Raw genomic sequence first — 18,603 nt, forward strand, 5'->3', positions numbered from 1 at the left:
CGTCCTCCCTCAACCTTGGTTGAGGTCAAGGGGGTCGGCTGTGGGAGACTTCGCGCCATGATCCTTCGCCCCGCCACCCGCGCCGAACTGCCCGCCGTCCTCGCCCTGCTCGCCGACGAGGACAGGGTGGTGGACCCCGCGTCGGTCCTCGTCACCGAGGCGTACGAGCGGGCCTTCGCGGACATCGAGGGCGATCCGCGCAACGAGATGCTCGTCCTGGTGGACGGCGACCTCGTCCTGGGCTGCCTCCAGGCCACGTACATCCCGGGGCTCGGCAAGGGCGGCGCCGAGCGGGCCCTGATCGAGGCGGTCCGGATCAGGGCCGACCGGCGCGGCGGCGGGCTCGGCCGGGAGCTGATGGAGCGGGCCGTGGCGCGGGCGAAGGAGCGCGGCTGCGCGCTCGTCCAGCTGACCAGCAACAAGCAGCGGACGGAGGCCCACCGCTTCTACGCCTCACTGGGCTTCGCGCGCAGCCACGACGGCTTCAAGCTGGCGCTCTAACCCAACAGGTGCCCGCCGCCGTCGACGAGGAGGATCTCTCCCGTGATGTAGGAGGCGTGGGCGAGGTCGAAGACGGCGCCGGCGATGTCCTCGGGGCGGCCGACCCGGCGCAGCGGGACGACGCCGGCCACGTGCTCCTTGGCGGCGTCGGCTCCGTCCACCCCGTCGAACCAGGGGGTGTCGATGAGGCCGGGCGCGACGGCGTTGACGCGGATGTCGGGGCCGAGGGTCTTGGCGAGGAGCTTCGTCATGTGGTTGACGGCCGCCTTGGAGACGGAGTACGGGATGGAGCTGCCGCCCGGCCGGACGCCCGCCTGGGAGGAGATCGTCACGATGTTGCCGCCGGTCTTCCGCAGGTGCGGGACGGCGGCGGTGACGGTCTGCCAGACTCCGATGACGTTGACGTCGTAGAGGTGGCGCCAGACCTCGGGCGAGGCGGCTTCGAGGTCGTCGTGCGGGATGAACCGGGTGGTGCCCGCGCAGTTGACGAGGAGGTCGAGGCGGCCGTACGCCTCCACGGCGGCCGCGACGAGCCCGGCGGCCTGGGCCTCGTCGGAGACGTCGGCCCGGACGTAGACGGCGTCCGGGAGTTCGGCGGCGAGGGCCTCCCCCGCCTCGACGGACCGCCCGGAGTTGACGACGATCCGGTAGCCGGCGTCGGCGAGACGTCGGGCGACGGCGGCCCCGATGCCGGAGGACGAACCGGTGACGAGTGCGACGCGCTGTTCGCTCATGGTGTGCTGTTCTCCATCTCCCCCTGTCGCGCCCGGCCGATCATGCCAGACGCCATCGTTCACAGAAACTGAATCCTCGAACCAAGCAGATCTAAGTGGACCTTCACGGTCGTTCGCGCACAGACTTCTCGAATGAACACTGAACGCCCCTTCGGGCGCGCCCTCTGCGCGATGGTCACCCCGTTCGACGCCGCCGGCGGCCTCGACCTCGGCGCCGCGCGCGAGCTCGCCGCCCGGCTGGTCGCGGAGGGCTGCGACGGCCTGGTCCTGAACGGCACGACGGGCGAGTCCCCGACCACCACGGACACCGAGAAGGCCCAGCTGATCCACGCGGTGCGGAACGCCGTCGGCCCCGGGCCCGCGGTCGTCGCGGGCGTCGGCACGGCCGACACCCGGCACACCGTCGCCCTCGCCCGCCAGGCGGAGGAGGCGGGGGCGGACGGGCTGCTCGTCGTCACCCCCTACTACAGCCGTCCCCCGCAGGCGGCCGTCGAGGCGCACTTCCTGAAGGTCGCGGACGCGACCGGTCTGCCGGTGATGGTCTACGACATCCCGGTCCGCACCGGCACCCGGGTCGAGCCCGCGACGATGCGGCGACTCGCCCGGCACCCGCGGATCGTGGCGGTGAAGGACTGCTCGTACGACCTGCTGGGCTCGGCCCGGCTGATCGCGGAGACTGGGCTCGCGTACTACTCGGGCAGCGAGGAGCTGAACCTGCCGCTGTACGCGGTGGGCGGCGCCGGCTACGTCAGCACGGTGGCCAACGTCGTACCGCGTCAGCTGCGGGCGGTCCTGGACGCCTTCGACGCGGGCGACACCGAGGGCGCGGCCCGGCTCAACGCCCTGACCCTGCCGTTGGCCGAGCTGATGATGTCCTCGGGCCTGCCGGGCACGGTGACCGCGAAGGCGCTGCTCGGCGGTCCGGTGCGCGAACCGCTGCAGCCCGCCGACCGGGAGACGGCCGACGGGCTGCGGGCTGCGCACGAGGCGCTGGTGAACGCCTGATCAGTTGTGGCTGTGCAGGATCTCGTTGAGGCCGCCCCAGACCGCGTTGTTCGGGCGGGCCTCGACGGCGCCGGTGACCGAGTTGCGGCGGAAGAGGATGTTCGAGGCGCCGGAGAGCTCGCGGGCCTTGACGATCTGGCCGTCGGGCAGGGTGACCCGGGTGCCGGCGGTGACGTACAGACCGGCCTCGACGACGACCTCGTCGCCGAGCGCGATGCCGACGCCCGCCTCGGCGCCGATCAGGCAGCGCTCGCCGATGGAGATGACGACGTTGCCGCCGCCGGAGAGGGTGCCCATGGTGGAGGCGCCGCCGCCGATGTCGGAGCCGTTGCCGACGACGACGCCGGCGGAGATGCGGCCCTCGACCATCGAGGTGCCGAGGGTGCCGGCGTTGAAGTTGACGAAGCCCTCGTGCATGACGGTGGTGCCGGCCGCGAGGTGGGCACCGAGGCGGACGCGGTCGGCGTCGGCGATGCGGACCCCGGCGGGCACGACGTAGTCGGTCATGCGCGGGAACTTGTCGATCGAGGTCACCTGGAGGTGCAGGCCCTCGGCGCGGGCGTTGAGCCGCACCTTCTCGATGTCGTCGACGGCGACCGGGCCGAGCGAGGTCCAGGCGACGTTGGCGAGCAGGCCGAAGACGCCGTCCAGGCTCTGGCCGTGCGGCTTGACCAGCCGGTGGCTCAGCAGGTGGAGGCGGAGGTAGGCGTCGTGGGCGTCGATCGGCTTCTCGTCGAGCGAGGCGATGACGGTGCGGACGGCGACCACCTCGACGCCGCGGCGGGCGTCCACGCCGAGGGCCTTGGCGGCGCCCTCACCGAGGGCGTTGACGGCCTCGTCGGGGCTGAGGCGCTCGGTGCCGGCCGGGCCGGCCGCTTCGGTCAGCTCGGGGGCGGGGAACCAGGTGTCGAGAACGGTGCCGTCGCCGGCGATGGTGGCGAGGCCGGCGGCGACGGCGCCGGTGGTGCGAGGAGCAGTGGTCATGACGGAAAACCTAACCGGCGGGCCCCCGCCCGGGCCAACCGGTCTCAGGTGTCGGTCGAGTCCGTCGGCGGTTCCGACGAGGCCGTGAGCGGCGGATTCGGTCCTTCGTTCAGGACCCGCGCGAGGATCACGCGCGCGTAGACCTCGTCGTAGGCGCCGTCGGTGAGCAGCACCTGGAGGCAGATGCCGTCCATGACGGCGCCCAGGGCGCGGGCGGTGACGGGGTCGGTGCGGTGGGCCAGGGCGGCGACGACGGACTCGGTCCACTCGGCGGCGACCGGGCGCAGGGCGGGGCGGCGCAGGGCGGCGAGGTAGAGCTCGTACTCCAGCTCCACGCGGGCGCGTTCGCCGCCCAGCCACTCCCCCAGGAGCCGGGCGAGCGCGATGGCGAGGCCGGTGTCCGGGTCGGTGAGGGCGGGGTGCTCGCGGAGCAGCCGTCCGAAGCCCTCGTTGGCCTTGCGGAGCGCCGCGACGAGGAGTTCGTCGAGGGAGGCGAAGTGGTACGTGGTGGAGCCGAGCGGCACGTCGGCCTCGGCGGCGACCGTGCGGTGACTGAGGCCGCCGATACCGGCGCGTCCGACGACGGTGAGGGCGGCGTCGACGATCCGCTCGCGCCGGTCGGGGTCGTAGCGCCGGGCCCGCGCCATCAGTGCGCCCCGCCGAGGTTGAGGACGGCGACGCCGGCGACGATGAGGAGGATTCCGGCGATCTTGGCGGGGCCCAGGCTCTCGCCGAGGAAGAGGAAGCCGATGACGGCGACGGCGGCGGTGCCGACCCCGGACCAGATGGCGTAGGCGGTGCCGACCTGGAGGGTCTTGAGCGCCTGCGCCAGGAGGGCGAAGGCGATGAGATAGCCCGCGCCGGTGACGACGGAGGGCCAGAGCCGGGTGAAGCCCTCGCTGTACTTCATCGAGGTGGTGGCGAGTATCTCCGCCGCGATGGCGCCCGCAAGGAGTCCGTAACCCATGCGTACGAGCGTACACAGGCTTGCGTACGGGCGTACACAACGGTCACCGATACGGTGTCCCGCATGACCTATCCCCCAGGTCCGCCAGGACCGCCCTACGGCTACGGCTACCCGCCGCCGCCCCCGCCGCCGAAGCCCGGTGTCATACCCCTCGCACCGCTCGGCTTCAGCATGATCCTGACGGGCGCCGTCGCCACCTTCGGCCGCTACTGGAAGCAGCTGCTCGGGGTGGCGGGAGCCGTCTACGGGGCGGCGCTGCTGATCGTGGGCGCGGCTCTCGGCATCGCGTACGCGGCGGTCGGAGACCTCGCCGTCTTCGACCTGCCGGCGGGCCAGGACCCCCGGTGGGAGGACATCCGGCCCCTGCTCATCGCCTTCGGCTGCGTCTGGCTGGTCGCCATGATCGCGATCATCTGCGCCGGCACCGTGGTGGCGGCCGCCTGCCCGGCCGTGCTCCAGGAAGCGGTCCTCGGCCGGCCCACCACCTTCGGCGCGGTCTGGCGCCGGGCCTGGTCCCGGACCCCGGCCGTCCTCGGCACCATGGTGCTGACCACGCTGACGCTGCTGCTCCCGGCGATGCTCTTCCTGGGGGCCTTCGTCCTTCTGACCGTGGCGCTGCTCGCGGCCCGGACCGGCCCGCTGATCGCGCCGTTCCTGGCGTTCGCCGGCGCGACGGTCACCCTGCCGGTCGCGCTCTGGATCTGGGTGAAGTTCAGCCTGGCCCCGGCGGCGGCCGTGATCGAGGGGCAGGGCGCCTTCGCCTCGATGCGCCGGTCCTCGTCCCTGGTCCGGGGCTCCTGGTGGCGCATCTTCGGCGGCCTGCTCGCCGCCGGCGTGATGGCCTCCGTGGTGAGCTGGCTGATCCAGCAGGTCTTCTCCCTGCTGATCTCGGCCCCGCTGGCGGCGATGGACTTCTCCAGCGACAACGCCGCCACCCTGATCGCCTCGTTCGCGGTCCTCTTCGGCTTCCTCGCCGTCGGCCAGCTGATCAGCCAGGCACTCGTCTCCGTCTTCCCGCCCCTGGTCACCGGCCTGCTCTACGTCGACCAGCGGATCCGCAAGGAGAACCTGGCCCCGGAGCTGGCCCGCGCGGCCGGACTGCTCTAGACCCCGCTCCGGACACTGCTCCGGACATGCGGAACGGCCGCGCCCCGAAGGGCGCGGCCGTTCTCACGTACACCTGCGATCAGACGTTGAAGCCGAGCGCGCGCAGCTGCTCGCGGCCGTCGTCCGTGATCTTGTCCGGGCCCCACGGGGGCATCCAGACCCAGTTGATCTTCAGCTCGCTGACGATGCCGTCCGTCGCGGACTTCGCCTGGTCCTCGATCACATCGGTCAGCGGGCAGGCCGCCGACGTCAGGGTCATGTCCAGCGTCGCGACGTTCGAGTCGTCGATGTGGATGCCGTAGATCAGGCCCAGGTTGACGACGTCGATGCCCAGCTCGGGGTCGACGACGTCGTACAGCGCCTCACGGACTTCTTCCTCGGAGGCCGGCTTCATCGTGGCCTCGGCGTTCTCGGTCATGCCGACTTCCTCTCCGCGTCACCCAGCGCCTGGGCGGTCGCGTCCTTCCACGCCATCCAGCTGAGCAGCGCGCACTTCACACGGGCCGGGTACTTGGAGACACCGGCGAACGCGACCGCGTCCTCCAGCACCTCCTCCATCGCCTCGTCCGGCTCGATCTGGCCCTTGGACTGCATCAGCTCCAGGAAGGTGCCCTGGATCTTCTGCGCCTCGGCCAGCTCCTTGCCGACGAGCAGCTCGTTGAGGACGGAGGCCGAGGCCTGGCTGATGGAGCAGCCCTGGCCCTCGTACGACACGTCCTCGATGCGCGAGCCGTCGTACTTCACGCGGAGCGTGATCTCGTCGCCGCACGTCGGGTTGACGTGGTGCACCTCGGCGTCGCCGTCCCGAAGACCGCGCCCGTGCGGGTGCTTGTAGTGGTCCAGGATGACGTCCTGGTACATCGAATCCAGCTTCACGAGCCGTTCCCCTAGCCGAAGAAGTTACGGACGTGCTCCAGCCCCTCGACCAGGGCGTCGACCTCGGCCGGAGTGGAGTACAGATAGAACGACGCTCGCGTGGTCGCGGGAATTCCGTACCGCAGGCAGACCGGCCGCGCGCAGTGGTGGCCGACCCGGACCGCGATGCCCTGCTCGTCGAGGACCTGGCCCACGTCGTGCGGGTGGATGTCGCCCAGCGTGAAGGAGATCGCCGCGCCGCGGTCCTCGGCCGTGGTGGGGCCGATGATCCGCAGGTCCGGAACCTCCTGGAGGCGCCGGACGGCGTACTCGGTGATCGCGTGCTCGTGGCGCGCGATGTTCTCCATGCCGATCGCCGACAGGTAGTCCACGGCCGCGCCGAGGCCGACGGCCTGGGCGATCGGGGGCGTACCCGCCTCGAACTTGTGCGGGGCCGGCGCGTACGTCGAGGAGTGCATCGAGACGGTCTCGATCATCTCGCCGCCGCCGAGGAAGGGCGGGAGGTCCTCCAGGAGCTCCTGCCGTCCCCACAGCACGCCGATGCCGGTCGGGCCGCACATCTTGTGGCCGGTGAAGGCCACGAAGTCGGCCTGGAGCGCCTGCACGTCCAGGACCATGTGCGGGGCCGCCTGGGAGGCGTCGATGCAGACGAGCGCACCGACCTCCTGGGCGCGGCGGATGATGGTCTCCACCGGGTTGACCGTGCCGAGCAGGTTCGAGACCAGCGTGAACGAGACGATCTTGGTCTTCTCGGTGATGACCTCCTCGATGTTCGAGAGGTCGAGGCGGCCGTCGTCGGTGAGGCCGAACCACTTCAGCTTCGCGCCCGTGCGCTGCGAGAGCAGCTGCCACGGCACGATGTTGGAGTGGTGCTCCATCTCCGTGATGGCGATCTCGGTCTCGTGGTCCACGCGGTAGGGCTCGTCGGCCCAGCCCAGCATGTTGGCCACGAGGTTGAGCGACTCCGAGGCGTTCTTGGTGAAGATCACCTCGTCGCGGCTCGGCGCGTTGATGAAGGCCGCGACCTTGTCACGGGCGCCTTCGTACAGCGCCGTCGCCTCCTCGGCGACCGTGTAGACGCCGCGGTGGACGTTGGCGTTGTGACGCTCGTAGTACTCGTTGAGCGCGTCGAGGACCTGCCGCGGCTTCTGGGAGGTCGCCGCGGAGTCGAGGTACACGATCTTCTTACCGTCGTGGACCACGCGATCCAGGAGCGGGAAGTCCTTGCGGATCGCCTCGGTGTCGAGGAGGCCGGAGAGCCCCAGATGGGCAGAAGTCACGCGGATGCGCCACCCTTCACGTACTTGTCGTAGCCCTCGTTCTCCAGCTGGTCGGCGAGCTCGGCGCCGCCGGACTCGACGATGCGGCCGTTCGCGAACACGTGCACGAAGTCGGGCTTGATGTAGCGCAGGATGCGCGTGTAGTGGGTGATCAGCAGGGTGCCGACCTCACCGGTCTCGCGGACGCGGTTGACGCCCTCGGAGACGATGCGCAGGGCGTCGACGTCGAGGCCGGAGTCGGTCTCGTCGAGGATCGCGATCTTCGGCTTGAGGAGCTCCAGCTGGAGGATCTCGTGGCGCTTCTTCTCACCGCCGGAGAAGCCCTCGTTGACGTTGCGCTCGGCGAAGGCCGGGTCCATCTGGAGCTGCTCCATCGCGGACTTGACCTCCTTCACCCAGGTGCGCAGCTTGGGCGCCTCGCCGCGGACGGCCGTGGCGGAGGTGCGCAGGAAGTTGGAGACCGAGACGCCGGGGACCTCGACCGGGTACTGCATGGCGAGGAAGACGCCGGCGCGGGCGCGCTCGTCGACCGACATCTCCAGGACGTCCTCACCGTCGAGGGTGACGGTGCCGCCGGTGACCGTGTACTTCGGGTGACCGGCGAGGGAGTACGCCAGGGTCGACTTGCCGGAGCCGTTGGGGCCCATGACGGCGTGGGTCTCGCCCTGCTTGATGGTCAGGTCGACGCCCTTGAGGATCTCGCGGGGGCCGTTCTCCGCCTCGACGGAGACGTGCAGGTCGTGGATTTCGAGCGTAGCCATGGGTGACTCAGGACTCCTGGGTGACGGAGACGAGCACATCGTCCCCTTCGATCTTTACGGGGTATACGGGGACGGGGCGCGTCGCGGGAAGGCCGGAGGGCTTGCCGGTGCGCAGGTCGAAGCTGGAGCCGTGCAGCCAGCACTCGATCGCGCAGTCCTCGATCTCGCCCTCCGAGAGGGAGACGTTCGCGTGCGAGCAGATGTCGTTGATCGCGAACACCTCGCCCTCGGTGTGCACGACCGACACCGGCGTGCCGTCGACCTCGACCCGCTTCGGGGTGTCGGCCTCCAGCTCGCTCAGCGCGCAGACTCGGACGAAGGCCATCAGACGGAGGCCTCCAGCTCGGCCTCGATCTTGGCGAGGAGCCGCTCCTGGACGTCGGGCAGACCGATCTGCTGGACGAGCTCCGCGAAGAAGCCGCGGACGACGAGGCGGCGGGCCTCGGCCTCCGGGATGCCACGGGCCATCAGGTAGAAGAGCTGCTCGTCGTCGAAGCGGCCGGTGGCCGAGGCGTGACCGGCGCCGGCGATCTCGCCGGTCTCGATCTCCAGGTTCGGCACGGAGTCGACGCGGGCACCGTCCGTGAGGACCAGGTTCCGGTTGAGCTCGTACGTGTCGGTGCCCTCGGCGGCGGCCTCGATGAGCACGTCGCCGATCCAGACGGCGTGCGCGTCCTGGCCCTGCAGCGCGCCCTTGTAGGCCACGTTGGACTTGCAGTGCGGGACGTTGTGCGTGACCAGGAGGCGGTGCTCCTGGTGCTGGCCGGCGTCGGTGAAGTACAGGCCGAAGAGCTCGGCCTCGCCGCCGGGGCCCTCGTACGCGACCCGCGGGTGGATGCGGACGACGTCGCCGCCGAAGGTGACGACGACCGACTTGAAGGAGGCGTCGCGGCCGACCAGGGCGTTGTGCTGGCCGACGTGGACGGCCTTCTCGTCCCAGTCCTGGACGGAGACGACGGTCAGCTTCGCGCCGTCGCCGAGGACGTAGTCCACGTTGGCGGCGAGCACCGCGTCACCGGTGTGGTCGATGACCACGACGGCCTCGGCGAAGGCGCCGAGCTCGATCAGCTGGTGGCCGTAGGCGACGCCGCCCTGGCCGTGCACGGAGATGCGGATCGGCTCGGTGAGCACCGCCTCCTTGGCGACGGTGACGACGCCGGCCTTCTCGAAGGAGGAGTACGCCTGGGCGGCGACGCGGTCGACGGGCGTGCCGGCCTTGCCGAGGCGCTCGTCGTCGCGGCCGACGGTCTCCACGGTGACGCCCTCGGGGGCCTCGACCTCGACCTTGACGCCCTCGCCGGAGGCGACGGCGGTGCCGTCGTGGAGGCCGCGCAGGCGCGCCAGCGGGGTGAACCGCCACTCCTCCTCGCGGCCGTGCGGGACGGGGAAGTCCGCGACGTCGAAGGACGGGGGCGCGCTCATGCGCGTGGCGACGGTGGACTCGGCGGCCACCGCGATCGAGCCGGCGGTGGTGGAGCCCGCCGGGATGTTCTGAGCCTCAGCCATGGCTGTCGTCTTGCTCTCTTCCTGCGTACGTAAAGAAAACTGGTCGCTGCGGGGCGGTGCGGGGCCTTAGCCGACCGCACCCTCCATCTGCAGCTCGATCAGCCGGTTGAGCTCCAGGGCGTACTCCATGGGGAGCTCCTTGGCGATGGGCTCGACGAAGCCGCGGACGATCATCGCCATGGCCTCGAACTCGGTGAGGCCGCGGCTCATCAGGTAGAAGAGCTGGTCCTCGGAGACCTTGGAGACGGTGGCCTCGTGGCCCATGGAGACGTCGTCCTCGCGCACGTCCACGTAGGGGTACGTGTCGGAGCGGGAGATCGTGTCGACGAGCAGCGCGTCGCAGAGCACGTTGGACTTGGCGCCCGGGGCACCCTCGCCGATCTCGATGAGACCGCGGTAGGAGGTGCGGCCGCCGCCTCGCGCCACCGACTTGGAGACGATGTTGGAGGAGGTGTTCGGGGCCATGTGGACCATCTTGGCGCCGGCGTCCTGGTGCTGGCCCTCGCCCGCGAAGGCGATGGACAGGGTCTCGCCCTTGGCGTGCTCGCCCATGAGGTAGACGGCCGGGTACTTCATGGTGACCTTGGAGCCGATGTTGCCGTCGACCCACTCCATGGTGGCGCCCTCGTAGGCGACGGCGCGCTTGGTCACCAGGTTGTAGACGTTGTTCGACCAGTTCTGGATGGTCGTGTAGCGGCAGCGGCCGCCCTTCTTCACGATGATCTCGACGACCGCGGAGTGCAGCGAGTCCGAGGAGTAGATCGGGGCGGTGCAGCCCTCGACGTAGTGGACGTAGGCGTCCTCGTCGACGATGATCAGCGTCCGCTCGAACTGGCCCATGTTCTCCGTGTTGATACGGAAGTAGGCCTGGAGCGGGATCTCGACGTGCACGCCCTTCGGCACGTAGATGAACGAGCCGCCGGACCAGACGGCCGTGTTCAGGGAGGCGAACTTGTTGTCGCCGACCGGGATGACGGTGCCGAAGTACTCCTTGAAGAGCTCCTCGTGCTCCTTCAGCGCGGTGTCGGTGTCGACGAAGATGACGCCCTGCTCCTCCAGGTCCTCGCGGATCTGGTGGTAGACGACCTCGGACTCGTACTGGGCGGCGACACCGGCGACGAGGCGCTGCTTCTCCGCCTCCGGGATGCCGAGCTTGTCGTACGTGTTCTTGATGTCCTCCGGCAGGTCCTCCCAGGACTCGGCCTGCTTCTCGGTGGACCGCACGAAGTACTTGATGTTGTCGAAGTCGATGCCGGAGAGGTCGGAGCCCCAGGTCGGCATGGGCTTCTTGTCGAAGAGCCGCAGACCCTTGAGACGCAGCTTGAGCATCCACTCGGGCTCGTTCTTCTTCGAGGAGATGTCGCGGACGACGTCCTCGTTGAGACCGCGCTTGGCGGCGGCACCGGCCGCGTCGGAGTCGGCCCAGCCGTACTCGTACCGACCCAGGCCCTCGAGCTCGGGGTGGCTGATCTCGGTGGTCATGCGGGGTTCCTCCCGGCCGTGCTTGCGGATGCTGATTCGGTGGTCTGTGGGGCGCCGTGCGGGATGAACGTGGTGCAGACGCCGTCACCATGCGCGATGGTGGCCAGACGCTGGACGTGCGTTCCCAAGAGGCGGGAGAAGAACTCCGTCTCCGCCTCGCACAGCTGGGGGTACTGCTCGGCGACGTGGGCTACCGGGCAGTGGTGCTGGCAGAGCTGCTCGCCGACCGGCGCGTTCCGCGCAGTGGCAGCGTACCCGTCCGCCGTGAGGGCCTTGGCCAGTGCCTCGGTCCGCTGCTCGGGCTCGGCCGACTCGACCGCCTCGCGGTACGCCCCGGCCTGGGCCTCGATCCGGTCGCGGGCGAAGGCGGCGACGGCCGCCTCTCCTCCGGCGTTGCGCTCGATCCAGCGGAGCGCCTCGACGGCGAGGGAGTCGTACGACTGGTCGAAGGCGTCCCGGCCGCAGTCGGTGAGCGCGAAGACCTTCGCGGGGCGACCGCGCGAACGGGTCCCGTAGACGCGCTGCTCGCGGGCTTCGACGACGTTCTCGGCGACCAGCGAGTCGAGGTGGCGGCGGACGGCGGCCTGGGTGAGGCTGAGCCGCCCGGCGAGGTCGGCGACGGTCGAGGGACCGTGGTCCAGGATCGACCGCGCGACCCGGTTGCGCGTCGAACGCTCTCGGGTCGCGAGTTCCTCCACCGGAGCCGCGCCAACGTTTTTCACAACGCCATTGTTGCGTAATTAATCGCGAGGTGACAAGCGGCGTCCGGGCCGGTCACGGTGCCGTGCATCACTCAGGTAAGGCTTACCTGAGCTGCGGAAACGATCATTCGTGGGATGAATCCACGCCCCGCGCACCCGGGTCCCCGACGGGCTCTCTAGACTTCCCGGCATGTCAATCGAGTCCGTCGGCAGCGCCGTCCAGGTACGTGGCCTGCTCAAGCGGTACGGGAACAAGACCGCCGTCGACGGCCTCGACCTCGACGTGCGCGCGGGCACCGTCACCGCCGTCCTCGGCCCCAACGGGGCCGGCAAGACCACCACCATCGAGACCTGCGAGGGCTACCGCAGGCCGGACGGCGGCACCGTCCGCGTCCTCGGCCTCGACCCGATCGCCGACGCCGCCGCCCTGCGCCCCAGGATCGGCGTGATGCTCCAGTCGGGTGGCGTCTACTCCGGCGCCCGCGCCGACGAGATGCTCCGCCACATGGCGAAGCTGCACGCCCACCCGCTCGACGTGGACGCCCTCGTCGAGCGGCTCGGCCTCGGCTCCTGCGGCCGCACCACCTACCGGCGCCTCTCCGGCGGCCAGCAGCAGCGCCTCGCGCTCGCCATGGCCGTCGTCGGCCGCCCCGAGCTCGTCTTCCTCGACGAGCCCACCGCCGGACTCGACCCGCAGGCCCGCCGCGCCACCTGGGACCTCGTCCGCGAGCTGCGCGCCGACGGCGTGACCGTGGTCCTCACCACCCACTTCATGCAGGAGGCCGAGGAGCTCGCCGACGACGTCGCCATCGTCGACGCCGGCCGGGTCGCCGCCCAGGGCAGCCCCGAGGAGCTCTGCCGCGGCGGCGCCGAGAACACCCTGCGCTTCACCGGCCGCCCCGGCCTCGACCTCGGCTCCCTGCTCAAGGCGCTGCCGGACGGCTCGGCCGCCGCGGAGACGCTCCCCGGCACGTACCGGATCACCGGCACCGTCGACCCGCAGCTGCTCGCCACGGTCACCACCTGGTGCGCCCAGCACGGCGTCATGCCCGACGGCATCTCCGTCGAACGCCACACCCTCGAAGACGTCTTCATGGAACTGACCGGCAAGGAGCTGCGCGGATGAGCACCGGTACGTACGCGCCGAAGCCGGGGGCCGCCCCCGTCGGGCGGATGATCGCCGCGCAGACCGCCCTGGAGGCCAGGATGCTGCTGCGCAACGGCGAGCAGCTGCTCCTGACGGTGATCATCCCCTCGCTGCTCCTGGTGCTCTTCTCCACCGTCGACATCGTCACTGTGCCTGTTTCGAAGACGGGCGGCGCCGGCAAGGCCGTCGACTTCCTCGCCCCCGGCGTCCTCGCCCTGGCCGTGATGTCCACCGCCTTCACCGGCCAGGCCATCGCGACCGGCTTCGAGCGGCGGTACGGGGTGCTCAAGCGGCTCGGAGCCTCACCGCTCCCCCGCTGGGCGCTGATGGCCGCCAAGACGCTCGCCGTCCTCGTCACCGAGGTCCTCCAGGTCGTGCTGCTGACGGCGATCGCCCTGGCCCTCGGCTGGTCCCCGCACGGAGACCCCGTGTCCGTCCTGCTGCTCCTGGTCCTCGGCACGGCCGCCTTCTCCGGGCTCGGCCTGCTGATGGCCGGCACCCTGAAGGCCGAGGCCACCCTCGCCGCCGCGAACCTGGTCTTCCTGCTGCTCCTGGTGGGCGGCGGGGTCATCGTCCCGCTGGAGAAGTTCGGCGCCGCGGGCGACGTCCTCGCGCTGCTCCCGATCTCGGCGCTCTCCGACGGCCTGCGCGACGTCCTCGGGCACGGGGCCTCGATGCCGTGGGGCGACGCGGCGATCCTGGCCGTCTGGGCGGTCCTGGGGCTCGGGGCGGCGGCGAAGTTCTTCCGCTGGGAGTAACCGTAAGGTTCCGTTCCGCCACATACGCCCCCCTCGTGAAAGCGCGCACAAGCGCCGCCCTACGATAGGGCCCGTGCTGACCCCCCTCGCCTCCATCGCCCAGCGCTGGACCCCGTCCCCCCGGACGCTCCGGCGCGCCGCGCTCGCCGCCGTCGTGATGAGCGTCCTCATCATCGTCACCGGCGGCGCGGTCCGGCTGACCGGTTCCGGTCTCGGCTGCGACACCTGGCCGAAGTGCACGGACGACAGCCTCATCGTGACGCCCGAGCAGGGCTACCGCGGCGCGATCGAGTTCGGCAACCGGATGCTGACGTACGTCCTGTCGGCGGCGGTCGGCTGGGCGATCGTCTCCGCCCGCTCCACCAAGCCCTGGCGCCGCGGGCTCACCCGGCTCGCCTGGGCCCAGTTCTGGATCGTGATGAGCAACGCCGTCATCGGCGGCATCACGGTCTGGATGGGGCTCAACCCGTGGACCGTGGCCGGTCACTTCCTCGCCGCGAACTCCCTGCTCACGGTCGCCGTCGTCACCTGGCACCGCACCGGCGAGGGCGACACCGCCCCCCGGCCGCGCGTGCCGCGCCCGGTCCGGAAGCTCTCCTGGGCCATCACGATCGTCTCGGGCCTGCTGATCGTGCTCGGCACGACGGTCACCGGCGCCGGCAAGCACGCCGGTGACAGCAGCGACGTCCCGCGCATGCCGTGGGACTGGACGAACGCCGCCCACGTCCACGCGATCGCCGCCTGGGTCGTCTGCGCCCTCGCGCTCGCGATGTGGCTGGTCCTGCGGGTGGTGGACGCCCCGGACGACACCCGCGCCCGCGCCCGCGACCTGCTGATCGTGCTGCTCGCGCAGGGCGGCATCGGGTACGTCCAGTACTTCACCGGAGTCCCCGAGCTCCTGGTCGCCGCGCACATGCTCGGCTCCTCGCTGATGTGGATCGCGGTCCTGCGCCTGGCCCTGAGCCTGCGCGAGCGCCCGCTCGCCACACCCGACATCCCGGCCCAGGCGGACCCGGAACTCGCGACCGCCTGATCCACCAGGGCCGGGTCCGCGGCCGTCCGGAGCCTCCGGGGCCCCGCACCGCGCGGGGCCCCGGAGGTGTCCGTCTAGACGGACACCGGCCCGCGCAGCGGCCCCTCGGGCAGATAGCCGGAGCGGACCCCCGGCTCCCAGCCGTGCGCCAGGTGCGCGAGCGCGGCCAGCGCGACGGCGCCCGTGGGCAGCAGGGTCCTCGGCTTCGGATCGGGACCGACACCCGCGCGGTGCTCCTCCAGCCGCTCCGCGAGCGCCCGCTCGAAGGCCTCGCGGTCGTCGTCGAGCAGCACGCGCAGCAGCCGCTGGTCCGGGCTGAGGGGACCCGCCTCGTCGAGGGCCCGCGCCGCGCCCGCGCGCTCCTCCGCGCCGGGCCGCCGCACCGGGACGGGCCCGGATACGGCACCGGGGTAGGCCCCGCTCACGACGGTCAGGTACGCGCACAGCGCGTCCATCTCGGCGAGGTCCGCCGGCTCCGAGACCGAGTCGAAGCGCGAGTACGGGACTCCGGAGCGGATCGCGGGCGCGTAGTCCTCCCGGAGCAGCGGGCCGATCACCCGCCGCCGCTCCCAGGCCAGCCCGCTGATCAGGCACAGGACGAAGGTGTCGACCCAGGTCCTGGCGGTGGGCACCCGGTGGTCCCGGTCCCAGCTCTCCTCGAAGAGCTGGTCGTCGCTGGAGAGCGTCCGGTCGGCGAGGGGCAGCGGGACGTCCCAGTCGCCGCCGGGGAAGCACCCGATGCCCAGCACGCCGAGGGCGCACTCGGCGGCGGTGAGCAGCGCCGTCCGCGAGGCGTCCGCGGCGAGCGCGGGGTCCTCCAGGGTGCGGGCCCCGACGTGGTCGAGGAGCTGGTCGCGCAGCTCCCCGAGCGCCGACAGCGACATCCCGCCGTAGCGGAGGTCGTGCCAGCGGTCGAAGGTCAGCCTCCGGGCGTCCTGCGACGCCTTCTCGATCCTCGTCCCGTCGACCTCGTGCCGTGCCACTTCCCGCATGCTCCGCTCCCCGTGATCCGTTCGATCGTGCCCGGGAACGCTACCAACGGGCACTGACGGTCCGGGGCCGCCGGGTCACGCCAGCCGGTAGACCCGTTTCGCGTTCCCCGCCGCGATCATCGTCGCCACCCGCTGCGCGTCCGTACGGGACCAGGCGCCGTCCATGACCCACTCGCCGAGCACCCGGGTGAGGGCCGAGCGGAAGGTGCTGGCCGCGACCACGTGGAGTTCGGGGAGGCCCTGGGCGCCGCTGGAGAACAGCAGCTTGCCGAAGGGGGCGCGCTCCAGGACCTCGGCGAGGACGGCCGCCGCCCGGGCCCCCGTGTGGGCGAGGACCGGGCCGAGGTCGGCGTACACGTGCGGGTGAAGTCCGGTGAGGTGGGCGGCCGCGCGGTGGTGCGGGTAACGGTGCAGGAGCACCAGTTCGGCGCCGAGCCCCGCGGTGGCGGCGGCGAAGCCGTTCAGCGCGGCCGGATCCTCCGTGTGCAGCTGGAGGGGACGCCCCGCCGTCACCGCGATCCACAGCAGATGGCGCAGCAGGACGGCGTCGGTGAGCCGGCCGCCGGCCGGGCGGCCGGCCAGCCAGCGCCCCGCCGCTCCCCGTACCTCTCCGGGACCGGGCGGCTCGGGCGCGCTCGCGGACGCGAAGGCCGCGGAGGCGAAGGCCACGGCGCCCGCGGCGGCCCCGTGGACGGCGTCGGCGAGGTTGCAGAGGAAGGACTCGACGGTGCCCGAGGTGTCGGCGATCTGTTCGGCGAGGGGTTCGAGGCGGACGATCTCATGGGCCTCGGCGGCCCCCGCCGCGCCGAGCTCGGCGGGGCGGGTGAGGTCGCCGGGCAGCCCGGTGTCGACCAGATAGGTGGAGATCCCGGAGGCGCGGAGCAACCGGCGGCCGGCCTCGGCGGCGCCGAGTTCCCGGCGGCGGGCGAGGTAGCGGGCGGGCGGGCAGTGCGGTTCGAGACCGAGGAGCGGCGGACACCAGCGGCGGACGGCGAAGCCGGTCTGGGTGTCGAAGAAGGTGGTGCCCGCGGCGGGCAGCACGCCGCCCCCGCCCAGGTGCGCACCCAGCTGGGCCTCGAAGGTGCCGAGGCCGAGCTCCGTACGGAGCACCCCGTGGCAGTACTGGTCCACCAGGTGCGGCGTGTCGATCATCTCGGGGGGCTCCCTGTGTGGACGTGTCTCCACACGTCCTAACGGGTGAGCCCCGCGCGAGGTTGTTGCCTCAGCCGTGGTCAGCTGTTGGAGGGTCCGCCGATCTGGATACCGGCCATCCGGGTCCACTCGTACGGGCCGGTGGCGACCTTGGCGGCGAACTCGCCGTCGAACTCCTCGTGGAGGGTCAGACCGGCCTTCTCGGCGGCCTTGGTCGCGACCTCGTACGTCGGCGCGACGAGGTCGCCCCAGCCGCCGTCCGTGCCGACCAGGACGATCCGGGTGCCCGCCTGGCCGATGTGCGCGAGGTGCCCCTCGGAGCCGCCGTGGGCCTTGGAGAAGGCCTGGATCTCCTTGGCGAGCCTGGCCGCCTTGCGCTCTGCCTGCTTCGTTTCTGCCATGACACGGATGCTACCGAGGGGTAGATCGAACGGCGACGGCCGGGCCATGTGGGCTGTCCCACGTGACCCGGCCGTCGGCCGGACGCGATCAGATGAGCGGTGTCTCAGCGGAGGAAGGGGTCCACCGCGACCGCCACGAAGAGCAGCGAGACGTAGGTGATGGACCAGTGGAAGAGGCGCATCTCCTTGAGCTTGGCGCCCGTCACCTCGGCCTTGGCGCGGTTGAGGAGCGCGTGCGCCTCCCAGAGCCACCAGCCGCCGGTGAGCAGCGCCACGGCGGTGTAGAACCAGCCGGTGTAGCCGAGCGGGGTGAGGAGCAGGGAGACGGCGACCATGACCCAGCTGTAGATCACGATCTGCTTGGCGACGACCTTGTTGGAGGCGAGCACCGGCAGCATGGGCACGCCCGCGCGTGCGTAGTCGTCCTTCACCTTCATCGACAGCGGCCAGTAGTGCGGCGGCGTCCAGAAGAAGATGACGAGGAAGAGGATGACCGCGGCCCACGACATCGAGTTCGTCACGGCCGACCAGCCGATGAGCACCGGCAGGCAGCCGGCGATGCCGCCCCAGACGATGTTCTGGGCGGTGCGCCGCTTGAGGATCATCGTGTAGACCACGACGTAGAAGAGGAGCGCGCCGAGCGAGAGCGCGGCGGACAGCCAGTTGACGAGCAGGCCGAACCAGAGCGTCGAGACCACGGCGAGGGTGAGTCCGAAGACCAGGCCCTCGCGCGGGGTGAGCACGCCGGTGACGAGCGGACGCTGGGAGGTGCGGTCCATCAGGGCGTCGATGTCGCGGTCGATGTACATGTTCAGCGCGTTGGCGCCGCCCGCGGAGAGGTAGCCGCCGAAGCAGGTGGCGAGCACCAGCCACAGGTCGGGCACGCCCTGCTCGGCGAGGAACATCACCGGAACGGTCGTGATGAGCAGAAGCTCGATGATCCGCGGCTTGGTCAGCGCCACGAATGCCTTGACGCGGGCCCCGAACGGCCGATGGCCCCCCGGGCTGGGAGTCAAGACGACCCCTGCGGGTCGGGACTCGACGGCCGTCACGCACACCCCTGACAGAGAAATTCCCAGCAAGCTCCCCGGGTGAAGACGGGGCAAAGCTTGCGCGTACCACGCCACTGTAGACGTTGCCCAGACGCCGATCTTCGCGGGGGTGGGGTCGTGTTGGTGCGGTACGTCCCAAGGGGTGGACACGGTTCGGGGGGACT

The 18,603-nt window shown here is 71.2% G+C and carries 22 protein-coding genes; 6 read left to right on the top strand and 16 right to left on the bottom strand.

Annotated elements, in window-relative coordinates; genetic code table 11:
- Positions 1-57 precede the first annotated feature (57 nt).
- Positions 58-501, top strand: a complete 444-nt coding sequence (locus tag AB5J54_RS10125) for an N-acetyltransferase family protein (RefSeq protein ID WP_369143582.1) — start codon at positions 58-60, stop codon at positions 499-501.
- Here the strand turns inward: AB5J54_RS10125 and AB5J54_RS10130 are convergent.
- Entirely contained in the window at positions 498-1,235 is a 738-nt protein-coding gene (locus AB5J54_RS10130) for an SDR family NAD(P)-dependent oxidoreductase (RefSeq protein WP_369143583.1), read from the bottom strand. The genes AB5J54_RS10125 and AB5J54_RS10130 overlap by 4 nt on opposite strands.
- A 132-nt stretch (positions 1,236-1,367) precedes the next feature.
- Between AB5J54_RS10130 and dapA the strand changes: the two genes are divergently transcribed.
- The gene (dapA, locus tag AB5J54_RS10135; RefSeq protein ID WP_369143584.1) at positions 1,368-2,240 is read left to right on the top strand and encodes a 4-hydroxy-tetrahydrodipicolinate synthase; all 873 of its coding nucleotides are present in this window, start codon (positions 1,368-1,370) and stop codon (positions 2,238-2,240) included.
- Here dapA and dapD read toward each other — a convergent pair whose 3' ends face one another.
- The 3 genes from dapD to AB5J54_RS10150 are packed head-to-tail and all read right to left on the bottom strand — an operon-like array spanning position 2,241 to position 4,191.
- Positions 2,241-3,224: a 2,3,4,5-tetrahydropyridine-2,6-dicarboxylate N-succinyltransferase gene (gene dapD / locus AB5J54_RS10140; protein ID WP_369143585.1), complete on the bottom strand. Its 984-nt coding sequence runs from the start codon at positions 3,222-3,224 to the stop codon at positions 2,241-2,243.
- A 44-nt stretch (positions 3,225-3,268) separates the two neighbouring features.
- Positions 3,269-3,871, bottom strand: a complete 603-nt coding sequence (locus AB5J54_RS10145) for a TetR/AcrR family transcriptional regulator (protein WP_369143586.1) — start codon at positions 3,869-3,871, stop codon at positions 3,269-3,271.
- Positions 3,871-4,191: a multidrug efflux SMR transporter gene (locus tag AB5J54_RS10150; protein ID WP_369143587.1), complete on the bottom strand. Its 321-nt coding sequence runs from the start codon at positions 4,189-4,191 to the stop codon at positions 3,871-3,873. Before AB5J54_RS10150 ends, AB5J54_RS10145 begins: the two co-directional genes overlap by 1 nt.
- A gap of 63 nt (positions 4,192-4,254) precedes the next feature.
- Here AB5J54_RS10150 and AB5J54_RS10155 point away from each other — a divergent pair, with 63 nt between their 5' ends.
- On the top strand, positions 4,255-5,298 hold the full coding sequence (locus tag AB5J54_RS10155; protein WP_369143588.1) for an oxidoreductase: 1,044 nt from the start codon (positions 4,255-4,257) through the stop codon (positions 5,296-5,298).
- Positions 5,299-5,377: 79 nt separating this feature from the next.
- Here AB5J54_RS10155 and AB5J54_RS10160 read toward each other — a convergent pair whose 3' ends face one another.
- The 8 genes from AB5J54_RS10160 to AB5J54_RS10195 all read right to left on the bottom strand — a co-directional run bounded on the left by AB5J54_RS10160 (position 5,378) and on the right by AB5J54_RS10195 (position 11,925).
- Positions 5,378-5,716: a metal-sulfur cluster assembly factor gene (locus AB5J54_RS10160; RefSeq protein ID WP_030205917.1), complete on the bottom strand. Its 339-nt coding sequence runs from the start codon at positions 5,714-5,716 to the stop codon at positions 5,378-5,380.
- On the bottom strand, positions 5,713-6,174 hold the full coding sequence (gene sufU / locus AB5J54_RS10165; RefSeq protein ID WP_116161626.1) for a Fe-S cluster assembly sulfur transfer protein SufU: 462 nt from the start codon (positions 6,172-6,174) through the stop codon (positions 5,713-5,715). Before sufU ends, AB5J54_RS10160 begins: the two co-directional genes overlap by 4 nt.
- 11 nt (positions 6,175-6,185) lie before the next feature.
- Positions 6,186-7,454 (bottom strand): cysteine desulfurase, encoded by a 1,269-nt coding sequence (locus tag AB5J54_RS10170; RefSeq protein ID WP_369143589.1) that lies wholly within the window; start codon positions 7,452-7,454, stop codon positions 6,186-6,188.
- Positions 7,451-8,215 (bottom strand): Fe-S cluster assembly ATPase SufC, encoded by a 765-nt coding sequence (sufC, locus tag AB5J54_RS10175; RefSeq protein WP_041128637.1) that lies wholly within the window; start codon positions 8,213-8,215, stop codon positions 7,451-7,453. The genes AB5J54_RS10170 and sufC overlap by 4 nt, the downstream gene beginning before the upstream one ends.
- Before the next feature lie 7 nt (positions 8,216-8,222).
- Positions 8,223-8,540 (bottom strand): bifunctional 3-phenylpropionate/cinnamic acid dioxygenase ferredoxin subunit, encoded by a 318-nt coding sequence (locus AB5J54_RS10180; protein WP_369143590.1) that lies wholly within the window; start codon positions 8,538-8,540, stop codon positions 8,223-8,225.
- Positions 8,540-9,721, bottom strand: coding sequence for a Fe-S cluster assembly protein SufD (sufD, locus tag AB5J54_RS10185; protein WP_369143591.1), 1,182 nt, complete (start codon positions 9,719-9,721; stop codon positions 8,540-8,542). The genes AB5J54_RS10180 and sufD overlap by 1 nt, the downstream gene beginning before the upstream one ends.
- 66 nt (positions 9,722-9,787) lie before the next feature.
- Positions 9,788-11,203 (bottom strand): Fe-S cluster assembly protein SufB, encoded by a 1,416-nt coding sequence (gene sufB / locus AB5J54_RS10190; RefSeq protein WP_352025133.1) that lies wholly within the window; start codon positions 11,201-11,203, stop codon positions 9,788-9,790.
- Positions 11,200-11,925, bottom strand: a complete 726-nt coding sequence (locus tag AB5J54_RS10195) for a helix-turn-helix transcriptional regulator (RefSeq protein WP_369143592.1) — start codon at positions 11,923-11,925, stop codon at positions 11,200-11,202. Before AB5J54_RS10195 ends, sufB begins: the two co-directional genes overlap by 4 nt.
- Before the next feature lie 169 nt (positions 11,926-12,094).
- Here AB5J54_RS10195 and AB5J54_RS10200 point away from each other — a divergent pair, with 169 nt between their 5' ends.
- The 3 genes from AB5J54_RS10200 (at position 12,095) to AB5J54_RS10210 (ending at position 14,842) form a co-directional block, all read left to right on the top strand.
- On the top strand, positions 12,095-13,030 hold the full coding sequence (locus tag AB5J54_RS10200; RefSeq protein ID WP_369143593.1) for an ABC transporter ATP-binding protein: 936 nt from the start codon (positions 12,095-12,097) through the stop codon (positions 13,028-13,030).
- Complete coding sequence (locus AB5J54_RS10205) at positions 13,027-13,809, top strand: ABC transporter permease (RefSeq protein ID WP_369143594.1); 783 nt, start codon at positions 13,027-13,029, stop codon at positions 13,807-13,809. Before AB5J54_RS10200 ends, AB5J54_RS10205 begins: the two co-directional genes overlap by 4 nt.
- A gap of 64 nt (positions 13,810-13,873) precedes the next feature.
- Positions 13,874-14,842, top strand: coding sequence for a heme A synthase (locus tag AB5J54_RS10210; RefSeq protein ID WP_369149279.1), 969 nt, complete (start codon positions 13,874-13,876; stop codon positions 14,840-14,842).
- 74 nt (positions 14,843-14,916) lie between these two features.
- Here the strand turns inward: AB5J54_RS10210 and AB5J54_RS10215 are convergent, their stop codons facing one another.
- The 4 genes from AB5J54_RS10215 to AB5J54_RS10230 form a co-directional block, all read right to left on the bottom strand.
- The gene (locus AB5J54_RS10215; RefSeq protein ID WP_369143595.1) at positions 14,917-15,834 is read right to left on the bottom strand and encodes an immunity 49 family protein; all 918 of its coding nucleotides are present in this window, start codon (positions 15,832-15,834) and stop codon (positions 14,917-14,919) included.
- A gap of 75 nt (positions 15,835-15,909) precedes the next feature.
- The gene (locus AB5J54_RS10220) at positions 15,910-16,986 is read right to left on the bottom strand and encodes an amidohydrolase (RefSeq protein ID WP_369143596.1); all 1,077 of its coding nucleotides are present in this window, start codon (positions 16,984-16,986) and stop codon (positions 15,910-15,912) included.
- 80 nt (positions 16,987-17,066) lie between these two features.
- Positions 17,067-17,387, bottom strand: a complete 321-nt coding sequence (locus AB5J54_RS10225; protein ID WP_369143597.1) for a hypothetical protein — start codon at positions 17,385-17,387, stop codon at positions 17,067-17,069.
- A 104-nt stretch (positions 17,388-17,491) separates the two neighbouring features.
- Complete coding sequence (locus tag AB5J54_RS10230) at positions 17,492-18,439, bottom strand: heme o synthase (protein WP_369143598.1); 948 nt, start codon at positions 18,437-18,439, stop codon at positions 17,492-17,494.
- Positions 18,440-18,603 lie beyond the last annotated feature (164 nt).

Origin of the sequence: Streptomyces sp. R44, from assembly GCF_041053105.1 — a bacterium.
Taxonomy (GTDB): domain Bacteria; phylum Actinomycetota; class Actinomycetes; order Streptomycetales; family Streptomycetaceae; genus Streptomyces.